At 69.8% G+C, this 11,427-nt stretch carries 7 protein-coding genes and 1 pseudogene; 6 read left to right on the forward strand and 2 right to left on the reverse strand.

Going from position 1 to position 11,427, the window contains the following annotated elements; translation table 11 throughout:
* Positions 1-31 precede the first annotated feature (31 nt).
* The 4 genes and pseudogenes from benB to SCNU_RS19115 all read left to right on the forward strand — a co-directional run bounded on the left by benB (position 32) and on the right by SCNU_RS19115 (position 7,284).
* Entirely contained in the window at positions 32-568 is a 537-nt protein-coding gene (gene benB / locus SCNU_RS19100; RefSeq protein WP_009681061.1) for a benzoate 1,2-dioxygenase small subunit, read from the forward strand.
* Positions 569-577: 9 nt separating this feature from the next.
* A pseudogene (gene benC, locus SCNU_RS21155) lies at positions 578-3,344 on the forward strand (benzoate 1,2-dioxygenase electron transfer component BenC).
* 164 nt (positions 3,345-3,508) lie between these two features.
* Positions 3,509-6,079 (forward strand): LuxR C-terminal-related transcriptional regulator, encoded by a 2,571-nt coding sequence (locus tag SCNU_RS19110; protein ID WP_009681062.1) that lies wholly within the window; start codon positions 3,509-3,511, stop codon positions 6,077-6,079.
* 104 nt (positions 6,080-6,183) lie between these two features.
* Entirely contained in the window at positions 6,184-7,284 is a 1,101-nt protein-coding gene (locus SCNU_RS19115) for a PLP-dependent cysteine synthase family protein (protein ID WP_009681063.1), read from the forward strand.
* Positions 7,285-7,336: 52 nt separating this feature from the next.
* Here the strand turns inward: SCNU_RS19115 and pcaD are convergent, their stop codons facing one another.
* Together pcaD and SCNU_RS19125 are read right to left on the reverse strand one after the other, a co-directional pair.
* Positions 7,337-8,107: a 3-oxoadipate enol-lactonase gene (pcaD, locus tag SCNU_RS19120; RefSeq protein WP_009681064.1), complete on the reverse strand. Its 771-nt coding sequence runs from the start codon at positions 8,105-8,107 to the stop codon at positions 7,337-7,339.
* Positions 8,104-9,345, reverse strand: coding sequence for an acetyl-CoA C-acetyltransferase (locus tag SCNU_RS19125; RefSeq protein WP_040518933.1), 1,242 nt, complete (start codon positions 9,343-9,345; stop codon positions 8,104-8,106). The genes pcaD and SCNU_RS19125 overlap by 4 nt, the downstream gene beginning before the upstream one ends.
* A 76-nt stretch (positions 9,346-9,421) precedes the next feature.
* Between SCNU_RS19125 and SCNU_RS19130 the strand changes: the two genes are divergently transcribed.
* A complete protein-coding gene (locus tag SCNU_RS19130; protein ID WP_009681066.1) occupies positions 9,422-10,306 on the forward strand; it encodes a LysR family transcriptional regulator in 885 nt (294 codons plus the stop codon).
* Positions 10,307-10,319: 13 nt separating this feature from the next.
* Positions 10,320-11,381 (forward strand): hypothetical protein, encoded by a 1,062-nt coding sequence (locus SCNU_RS19135; protein ID WP_009681067.1) that lies wholly within the window; start codon positions 10,320-10,322, stop codon positions 11,379-11,381.
* The last annotated feature ends 46 nt before the right edge of the window (positions 11,382-11,427 follow it).

Below are 11,427 nucleotides of genomic sequence, written 5' to 3' on the forward strand. Positions count from 1 at the left end.
CCCAGCCACCTCCTCGAGATCGGACAGGATCATGACCACCCCCGCGACCACCCCCGGACCCGTCACCGACGGACGCAAGCTCATCACCCAGAACGCCATCGAGCAGTTCCTCTACCGCGAAGCCAGGTACCTCGACGACCGCGAGTTCGAGAAGTGGCTCGAGTGCTACGCCGACGACGTCGTCTACTGGATGCCGTCGTGGGACGACGACGATCGGCTCACCGAGGATCCGCAGCGCGAGATCTCGCTGATCTATTACGGCAACAAGGGCGGGCTCGAGGACCGCGTGTTCCGCATCCGTACCGAGCGGTCGTCGGCCACCTCGCTGCCGGAGCCGCGGACCAGTCACAACATCAACAACGTGGAGGTGATCGAGCGTCGGGGCGACCTCGTGGACGTCCGGTTCAACTGGCACACCATGTACTTCCGCTACCACACCGTCGACCCGTATTACGGGACGTCGTTCTACACGATCGACTTCTCCGGTGAGGCACCGCTGATCCGTCGCAAGACGGTGGTCCTCAAGAACGACTACATCCACCACGTGGTGGACGTCTATCACTTCTAGGGGCCCGCCATGACTGTCACTTCCGACCGCGCCACCGCGTCGACGAACGTCGGGGAGGCGCCCGCGCACCGGGTCGCCCTCGCCTTCGAGGACGGCGTCACCAAGTTCATCGACTGCCGCGAGGACCAGACCGTCGCCGACGCCTCGTATCGCCAGCGGATCAACATCCCGCTCGACTGCCGCGACGGTGCCTGTGGCACCTGCAAGGCGCTGTGCGAATCGGGCGACTACGACGGCGGCACCTACATCGACGACGCGCTCTCCCCCGCCGAATCCGCCGAAGGATACGCGCTCCCGTGCTGCATGAAGCCACGGTCGGACCTGGTGCTGCAGATCGCCGCGACCTCCGACATCGCCAAGACGCAGGCTGCTGTGTTCAACGGAACGGTGGTCGGACTGGATCGGTTGTCGCCCACCACTGTTCGACTGTCGGTGGAGATCCCGAACCGCTCCGAGCTGGCGTTCCTCCCGGGCCAGTACGTCAACATCGACGTGCCCGACACCGACGACGGCACCGGAGCCTGCGTGCACCGGTCGTACTCGTTCGCGAACGGCCCGCACGAGGAGCGCCTCGAATTCCTGGTGAAGCTCACCCCGGGCGGAGCGATGTCGACCTACCTCACGGACCGAGCGGAGGTCGGCGACGCACTCGACTTCAGCGGACCGCACGGCTCGTTCTTCCTCCGCGAGTCGATCCGTCCGGTGCTGCTGCTCGCCGGCGGCACCGGGCTCGCCCCGATCCTCTCCATCCTCCGCAAGCTGCGGCACGACGGCAGCGCCCGTCGGGTCCACCTCATCTACGGCGTCTCCACCGACGACGACCTGGTGGAGCTCGACACCCTCGCGCAAATGCAGTCCGCGGTACCGGGATTCACCTGGGATCACTGCGTCTCCTCCCCCGACACCACGGCCGTCAATCAGGGCTACGTCACGACGCTCAACATGAACCGGCCGCGCGATAGATGTTCGCGCGGTGCCTACGCGACGACGCCCGACCTACCTGTGCGGCCCGCCACCGATGGTCGAATCGGTGCGGAAGCACTTCGCGGACACCGGCATCGAGCCGACCGGCTTCTACTACGAGAAGTTCGCGCTGGCCGTCGCACCGGGCACGACCGCCGCGTCGGCGCCCGATGAGGCCCCCTCGGCGGACAGCGTGACCGCCGACGCGGTCGATCTGGCGATCGTGCCGACTCTGGACGCCAGATCCATTGCCGGACAGCAGATGCTGCCACCGCACCAGCTGGACGCCTGGCCGGGACTCGCCCCCGCCGCGGACGACGACGCACTCGCCAGGATCGGCTCGCAGCGGATCTGGCCCGCGACGGGCGCTGACCGCCTGCTCGACCCCGACGCCGGTGCACTGGAGGCGTCCGCGACCCGGTCGATCGCCGGGCAGGAGGTGTTCCGGGCGCCGCTCGCGGAACCGGAGACGATTGCGCCGACCGTCGACCCCGCTGTCGAACCCGTTGTGGCCGAGGAGATTCCGACCGTCGGTTCACAGGGATACGAGATCGGCGAGGAGCATCCCGAGATCCACGAGTCCGACGCTCTGTTCGAGGCGCGTGCGGCTCTGGAGCTCGGCGCGGTCGAGTTGATGATCGGCCGGATGTCGTCGCAGCAGCTGGCGGGCTATCGCCTGTTGGCCGAGGCCACGCTGCCGTACGTCGACGGCGATCGGTTCGTCGACCCGGCCGAGTACACGACCACCAACGCTGCGTTCCACGACTATCTGTTCCACGTCACCGGCAACACCCATCTGCTTGAGGCGTACACCGCGCTCGGGGTCAAGGGCCGGATGAGCGAAGTGCTCCTGAACGCCACCTGGTGCCACCCGCTGTGCACCCAGGACCACATGGACATCGTCACCGCGTTCGAGTCCGGCGATCGGGACACCGCTCGCGCCTTGATCGCCGCGCACGGCGAACGGTCGAAGCAGACCATGCGCCGGGCGATGGCCGACGAATCCGCCTCGCGCAAACCGAAGTTCGTGACGCCCGGTCGATTCGCGAGCAAGGTCGTGATCGTCACCGGCGCCGGCCAGGGCATCGGCGAGGCCGCCGCCCGACGGATCAGCGCCGAGGGCGGTCGCGTCGTGGTCGCCGACCGTTCCGAGTACGCACGGGCGGTCGCCGCCGACCTCGCCGTCGACGGTCCGGGCGCGATCGCGGTGAACGCCGATCTGGAGTCGTACGACGGTGCGACGGAGGTCGTGAAGCGTGCGCTCGCCGCGTACGGCCGCGTCGACGTGCTGATCAACAACGTCGGCGGCGCGATCAACTTCAAACCCTTCACCGAGTTCACCGACGGCGAGATCCGCGCCGAGATCGACCGATCGTTGATGACGACGCTGTACGCCTGCCGCGCAGTTCTGCCGACGATGACCGAGCACGGCGGCGGTGTGATCGTGAACGTCTCGTCCGCCGCCACCCGCGGCATCCACCGCATTCCGTACTCGGCCGCCAAGGGCGGGATCAATGCGATCACCGCCTCGTTGGCGATGGAGTACGCACCGGCCGGCGTCCGCGTCGTCGCGACCGCGCCCGGCGGGACCGAGGCCCCGCCGCGCCGTGTTTCACGGGGAACACCGGCGCCCGCCGACGAGACCGAGCAGGAATGGTTCCAGGCGCATATCGACCAGACCGTCGAATCGTCGCTGATGAACAGGTACGGAACCCTCGATGAGCAGGCCGCCGCGATCTGTTTCCTCGCCTCCGACGAGGCCTCGTACATCACCGGATCGGTGCTACCCGTCGCCGGCGGCGACCAGGGGTGACCGGCGGCCCGCCGGTGAAGCCGGCGAAGCGAGTAAACCCCAGCGGACTCGATACCAGCGCATGGCGCGAGGTCTCGACACGCGCTCCGCCTCGCTCCGGACTGCTCAACCAACCGAGTGCGGCCCACCCCGATCCGCGCCTGACAGGAATACCCTCGGAGACCATGATCATCGACGCCGCCTGCGTCGGCCGGGAGAGCGAACTGTCGGAGCTCACCGGCCGGATCGTCGGTGCCGAAGGACCCGAGTTCATCCTGATCACCGCGCCGTCGGGCGGCGGAAAGTCGACCGTGCTCCGCCGCCTGTCCGAGACTCTGCGCGGTCGCGGCGTCCGGGTCGCCGGCGGAGCCGAGCACGACCCGGCGTCGCTCTTCGACGGCGCACCCGCGGTCCTGCTGATCGACGACGCCGACCGGTCGGACCCGAACACGCTGCATCGCCTGCACGAGCTCGCGGACGCCCGTCCCGACGCACCGGTGTCGACGGTTCTCACCGCTGACGCCGCGACGTCCGCGATCGCCGACCTGCTGCCCGACACCATGCGCCTGCCGGGCCTCGACCGGAGCGCGGTCGCCGAGATCGCCCTGCGACGAGGCCGCGCCGTGCATCCGTCGCTCATCGACGAACTGACCCGGCACACGGCGGGCCGGCCGCGGGAGATCGTCGAACTCCTCGACGAACTGCCCGACCGGCTCTGGTCGCGGGCGGACGCATCGCTGCCCGCACCCCGACGGGTGGTCGCCGAGGTCCGGGCCGGCCTCGCCGAGTGCCGCCCGGAGACGCGCTCACTGATCGAGGCGATCGCCGTCCTCAACGCGCCCGAGTCGCTGGGCGCGGCGGTCCGGCTCGCCGGCGTGAACGACGTCCTGGCCGCCGTCGACGAGGCGGTCGGCACCGGGCTCGTCCGGCCACCTGCCGCCGTGGGTCCGGCGGCGTCCGCTCTGGCCCCGGCGAGCCCCGTGGTCCGAGCGGCGATCGTCGAGGTGATCGGACCGCGGCGCGCCGGTCTCATGCACGAGCGAGCGGCCGAACTGGTCGACGATCCGGCGCGCAGCCTGCACCACCGCGTCGCCGCCACGCCGATCCCCGACCCGAACCTCGCGGACGAGATCGCCGAGCTCGCCGACGCCCGCGGCTCGGCCGGCGAATGGGCCGAAGCCGCCGAGCTGTACCGGGAGGCCGGCCGTCTGACCGAGGAGCCGCTGCGGCACGCGGAGCGGGTGACCCGCTCGGTGGATTCGCTTCTCGCCGACGGCGACTGCCTCACTGCGGCATCGATGGTGCCGACCGTGGAGAGCCTCCGCGAGACGCCGCTTCGCAACGCCACCCTCGCCTATCTCGCGATTCTCCGCGGCCGCTCGGCCGAGGCGAGGATCCGGCTCGACCGGGCGTGGGGCATCGTCAGCTTCGAGCGCGAACCGGACATCGCCGCCCTCATCGCGCAGCGCTACGTGCTGCACTGCCTGGTCCGCTGCCAGGGCGAACGGCTGGTCGGCTGGGCCGACCGTGCCGTCGACATGGCGGGCACCACGTCGCCCGCCGGGGTCGAGGCCGCAGTGATCCGCGGTCTCGGCCAGGCGTGGGCGGGTCGGGTCGACGAGGCCGTCACCTCCTACGACGACCTGTTGCGCGACGTCAGATTCGGGGCGCAGGCACAACGTGTGGCCGTCGGACACGGGTGGCTGCAACTCGGCCTCGACCACGTCGACACCGCCCGTGCCAGTCTGGAGACCGCGGTGTCGATGGTCGACCTCGGCGGATCGAAGCGCATCACGCTGTGGGCCCTCGGATGGCTCGCCCGCCTGCAGTTCGTCACCGGGGACTGGGACACCGCGCTGGAGACGGTGGCGCAGTCGAATCGGGTCGGCGCCGCGAGCGGGATCACCCTCGCCACTCCGCTCGCCGACTGGACCGCTGCCCAGATTCATTGTCTGAGAGGCGACCCGACCGCGGCCGAGGACGCCGTGACGCACTCGTCGAGGCTCGCCGGCGACTACGAGATCATGCAGATCCCCCTACTGCTCGCCCGCGCGCAGATCGCCGAGGCCGCCGCCGACTACAACAAGGTCACCCGCATTCTCTCCCCGCTGCGCATGCTGGCCCCGGACACGCCCGCACTCACCGAACCCGGCTGGTGGCCGTGGGTCGACGTCCTCGCCAACGCGCTCGTGCTCGACGGCCGGCACGACGACGCCGATGCTCTCCTCCGACCCCACGAGGCGCGCGCCGACGAACGCGGGCACCGATCCGCCGGTGCGCGGCTCCGCTACGCCCGAGGCCGGCATCTCGGCGCGATCGGCGACATCGTCTCCGCCCGCCGGAAATTCGAGGAGGCGCTCGAGCTGCTCGACGGGCTCCTGCTCCGCCACGACCAGGCGCGCGTCAATTTCGCCTACGGTCAGACGCTGCGCCGGGCGGGCAAGCGCCGAGCCGCCGACACCGTGATGGGCAATGCCCGCGACATCTACCGATCGCTGGGCGCGACAGCCTACGTCGAACGCTGCGATCGGGAGCTGAAGGCCGGCGGCCTGCACGCGCTGCGAAACGACCGGAGTTCCTTCGAGCTGACGCCCCAGGAGGAATCGGTGACCGCGCTCGTCACCTCCGGACTCACCAACCGGGAGGTCGCCGCGGAACTGTACATCTCGCCGAAGACGGTGCAGTACCACCTGACTCGGATCTACGCGAAACTCGGCGTGCGGTCGCGGTCGGAGCTGACGGCGCTGAGACGATGACCCGACTCAGCCCGCGCTGCTCTCCGAAATCAGCACGGACCCGTGTCGCCGAAATGGGAGGATCAGGCATGAGCTCAGCACGCAGCGCGGGAGGCGAAATGACGATGTCCGCGGAGATCGACCTCAACCGGTACGACGGCGGTCGTCGTCGCTGGGTGGCCGAGGCCGTCGCCAAGATCAAGGCCGAGACCAACCGGTCGGCAGACACACATCTCGTCGCTCTGCCGTTGCCTCCCGCATGGGGTATCGATCTGTATCTGAAGGACGAGTCGACGCATCCGACCGGATCGTTGAAGCACCGGCTGGCGCGGTCGTTGTTCCTCTACGGCCTGTGCAACGGCTGGATCCAGCAGGGACGCCCGGTGATCGAGGCGTCGAGCGGCTCCACCGCGGTGTCCGAGGCGTACTTCGCGCGGATGATCGGAGTTCCGTTCATCGCGGTCATCGCGGCGGGGACCAGCCGGAACAAGATCGAGCTCATCGAGCGCGAAGGCGGTCAGTGTCACCTGGTGGACCGGCCCGACCTGGTCTACCAGGTCGCGCAGGACCTCGCGCGCGAGACCGGCGGCCACTACATGGACCAGTTCACGTACGCCGAGCGTGCGACTGACTGGCGCGGCAACAACAACATCGCGGAGTCGATCTTCCAGCAGTTGGCACTGGAGCCGCATCCCGACCCCGAATGGATCGTCGCGACTGCGGGCACCGGCGGCACGTCCGCGACGATCGCCCGCTATCTGGCCTACACCGGGCGGTCCACCGGAGTCTGCGTCGCCGATCCGGAGAACTCGGCGTTCTTCCCCGGCTGGCGCGACGGCGACGACTCCGTCACCACCGACATCGGCTCGCGCATCGAGGGCATCGGCAGGCAGCGGGTGGAACCGAGCTTCATGAGGACGGCCATCGACCGGATGATGTCGGTGCCCGACGCCGCAGCGGTCGCCGTCGTGCGACATCTGGAGACCGTGACCGGACGGAAGGTCGGAGCGTCCACCGGCACCGGGCTGTGGGCCGCGTACCGGATCATCGAGCAGATGCTGGCGGAAGGTCGACACGGCAGCGTCGTCGCGCTGCTCTGCGACCCCGGCGACCGGTATCTCGACAAGTACTACTCGGACGAGTGGCTGGCCGAGGCCGGTCTCGACATCGAGCCGTATCTCGCGTCGCTGCACCGCTTCTGGCGCACCGGCGAACTCTCCCTCTGAGGGGACGGTCCGTTCGAGTCACCGCGGTCTCACGCACGCGACGGCTCGACGCCTACTCCGCCAGCAGGTGCTCGATCAGCGCCGGATTCACGACCTCAGGCTGTTGTGCGGGCGCCAGGTGCGCCGCGTCGGGCACCACCAGGAGTCGGCCGTGGCGCACACCGCCGGCGATCTCGGCGAGCGTCGACGGTCCGGTCGCGGTGTCGTCCGCCCCGGCGACGGCCAGTGTCGGCGCGGTGATGCGCGGCAGGTCCGCTCGCTGATCCATCGCGGCGATCGCCTCGCAGCACCCGGCGTATCCCTCTGCCGGTGTGCTCGCGACCATCGTCTCGTAGTAGTGCCTGCGGTCGGCGTCGGCGGCCAGGTACTCCGGTGTGAACCATCGTCCGACCACGGCCTCGGCGACCGACGCGACGCCGTCGGCCCGGACCGCGACGGCCCGCTCGGCGTACGAGGCCGCATTGTCCAGCTTCGCACCCGTGCACAGCAGCGCCAGGCGGTTCACCCGCGCGGGATCGCGGACGGCGAGCCGCATGCCGGTCATCCCGCCCAGTGAGAGTCCGACGAAGTGGGCGCGCTCGATGCCGAGTCCGTCGAGCACGGCGAGCACGTCGTCGGCGAGATCGTCCATCGAGTACGGGCCGTCGGGCACGGGGCTGAGTCCGTGGCCGCGGGTGTCGTAGCGGACCACCATGAAGTGCTGTTCCAGGTCGGCGATCTGCGCGTCCCACATGCGGTGCGTCGACCCGAGTGAGTTCGACAGCACCACCGCAGGACCGTCCGACCGTCCGGTGACGACGGCGTGGACGTCGACCGCGCTCATCGGATCGCCTCGAAGACGCCCGCGAGGCCCTGCCCACCGCCGATGCACATGGTGACCAGGACGTTGCCCGCCTGCCGTCGTCGTGCCTCGTGCGCGGCGGTGACGACCAGGCGCGCGCCCGTGGCGCCGATCGGATGCCCGAGCGAGATGCCCGAGCCGTTCGGGTTCAGCCGTTCGTCGGCCGCGTCCACACCCCATTCGGACAGCACCGCCAGCACCTGAGCCGCGAACGCCTCGTTGAGTTCGATGAGGTCGATGTCGTCGAGGGTGAGCCCCGCGCGGGCGAGGGCCTTCGCGGTCGCCCCCACCGGCCCGATGCCCATCTGATCCGGTTCGCATCCGGTGACCGCCCACGACCGCATCGCGAGCATCGGGTCGAGGCCCCGCTTCTCGGCTTCGGCGAGCGTCGTGACGACGGCCATCGCGGCACCGTCGTTCTGGCCGGAGGCGTTGCCCGCGGTGACGGTCGAGTCCGGGTCGACGGCGAGGCGGACGGGGCGGAGTCGGCCCAGCGATTCGGTGGTCGTGCCGGGGCGCGGATGCTCGTCGCGGTCGACGACGGCATCCGGCGACTTCCGACCGCCGGGTACCGTGACCGCCACGATCTCGTCGGCGAACCGGCCCGCGTCGATGGCCTCGAGCGCGCGCCGGTGCGATTCCGCGGACAGTCGATCCTGCGCCTCGCGCGTGAGGCGGTAGCGCGCACGCAGGTTCTCGGCCGTCTCGATCATGCCGCCCGGCACCGGGTGCGAGTCGCCGCCCGCGGTCAGTCGTGCCCGATCGAGGCGATCGCGGAGTTCGACGCCGCCCTGACCCACTCCGGTTCGCAGCCCGAGCGCGTAGTGCTCCACGTTCGACATCGACTCCGCGCCGCCGGCCACCACCAGGTCCGCCCCGCCGGACGCGACGTGCGCAGCCCCGGAGAGGATCGCCTGGAGCCCCGAGCCGCAGCGGCGGTCCATCTGCATGCCCGGTACCCCGACTCCCAGACCGGCGTCGAGCGCGGCGACACGCCCGAGAGCCGGCGACTCGCCGTTCGGATATCCCTGGCCCAGCAGCACGTCGTCGACGTCGTTCTCGCCGAGACCGGTGCGGGACGCGAGTTCGGCGAGCAGTCCGGTGGCGAGACGGTCTACGGTCAGCTTCGCCAGAGCCCCGCCCATACGGCCGACGGGCGTGCGCAGAGGCGAACAGATGACGACGGAGCCGCCGGTCAGGGAACTGGTCGAGGTAGGCATGGATCCAGCGTAGAAACCCGAACCCATACCGTGAAGTACAGATTTCACCCTCGGTGACATCTGTACGGTATCAATCATGGAATTGCGTCATCTGCGGTATTTTCGCGTCGTCGCCGAGGAATTGCATTTCCGGCGAGCCGCGGAACGTCTCCACATCGCGCAGCCGCCGCTGTCGGCGCAGATCAGGCAACTCGAGGAGGAGTTGGGCGTCGAACTCCTGGCCCGGTCGACGCGCCGCGTCGAGCTGACTCCGGCGGGACGCGTATACCTCGATCGGGTCCGCGAGATCCTGGACGCGGTCGACGTCGCGGGCGAGCAGGCTCAGCGCGTCGCCGACGGGCTGGAGGGCACGCTCTCCATCGGCTGCGTCGGATCCGCGACGTACTCCCTCTTCCCCCGCCTCGTCCGTGCCCTCCGGGACGAGCTGCCCGGCGTCGACGTCAGTGTGCGCGGCGAGATGCTCGCCCCGGATCAGCTGACGGCGCTCGAGGCGGGCGAGATCCAGCTCGCCCTGCTGCGACCGCCGGTGACCAGTTCCCGCGTCGTCGTCGAATCGGTGCGCCACGACCGGCTCATCGCACTCGTGCCCGACAGCCACCCGCTCGCCGGGCGCCGCGAACTCGACATCACCGACCTGCGCGACGACGAGTTCGTGATGCACGCGGGCCACGGCCGTTCGGTGATCAACGGCCTCGTCAGCCGGATGTGCGCCGAAGCGGGCTTCGCGCCGCGCATCCGGCACGAGGTGACCGAGACCTCGACCCTCGTGACGCTGGTCGCCGCCGGTCTCGGCGTCTCCGTGGTTCCCGAGCCGACGTCGGCCCTGGACATCGCCGGTGTCCGCTACCTGCCCGTGCAGCCGGAGATCGGCATCGACCTCGCCGCCGCCTGGATCCCCGACCCGGCGGCGCCGGTGGTCGAACAAGCGCTGCAGGTGCTGCGGCGGATCGCTGCGGAGTGATTGACTCTCCGGTATGCGCGCTCTGACGGCCGACGATCTGCTGAACACGCCCCGAGGAAGGCGACTGCTGGTCGCATACGCCAAGGCCGTGGGTTCGGTCGACCTGTCGCAGGCCTTCGATCTCGCCGCGAACGCCTTCGAGGACCACGCCTCCTTCGGAACCTGGCACATCGCTGGCGGCGTGATGACGAGATTTGCTGAGCCCCCGACTGGCAGCCCGGACGACGCCGCTGTCGAACTCGCCGCACTCCGCTTCGGTGAGGTCGACGCGGACGTGCTCCACGCCGCCCTGCAGATGTCCGTCGACTTCGCCTGGTACTGGCAGGCGCCAGACGGACTCGTCCGTCTCGCCGCCCTACCGCAGATCGTCGAACTGTTGCGACCGTTGGCGGAAGCGGTCGCGGCGTCGCCGCACTGCGAGTGGTGGTCGTCGGCCTGCGCAGTCGACGATCAGCACCTGATCGCCTACGCCGAGCCGACCATCGAGGCCGCGCCGATCGGACAGTCGTTACGCGTCGGCCGCGCCGTCGCGATGGCCGACGAAGCCGAGGGGCGGCGCGAGAACCGCGCAGCGAGCGACGTCTCCGGGTTCTGGTGGTCCACCCCGTGGGCGGGACACACGACCGCCCGACGCCAGAACGGCAGACCGACGGGCATCACCCTGATGGAAGACTGCGGAGGCTGGGAGAAGGTGTGGATCCGCCGATGCCCGGTACCGGCCGAAGCCCGAATCCTGGAGATCTGCGAACCCGCCGACTGGGCCGGCCTCTGCCGTGATCATCCGTTCGAGATCACTCACACCGTCGGCCCCGACTGGCGGCGAGTGACCGGCTCCGACGGGCCGTGGCTGATGCCCGACTGGGTCTCGGTCGCGGAGAACTACGACGCGGTGCACGTCACCATCGCCGGATACTTGACGACAGCGACCCAGGCCATCGACGTCGACGACCGCCACCAGACGATGATGGCGGGCTGGATGCCCGACGGAACGGTGTGGCTGAACGACGTCCTCGCCACGACCGCCGCCGAATGGGAGATCTGGAAGACGAGCGATGGCACCGGCTGGTCGTCCTAGTTGTGATGTCCAGGGACGTTGTTTCGGCGACATGGCCGTGAAGAGC

It is taken from the genome of Gordonia neofelifaecis NRRL B-59395, assembly GCF_000192435.1.
Taxonomy (GTDB): domain Bacteria; phylum Actinomycetota; class Actinomycetes; order Mycobacteriales; family Mycobacteriaceae; genus Gordonia; species Gordonia neofelifaecis.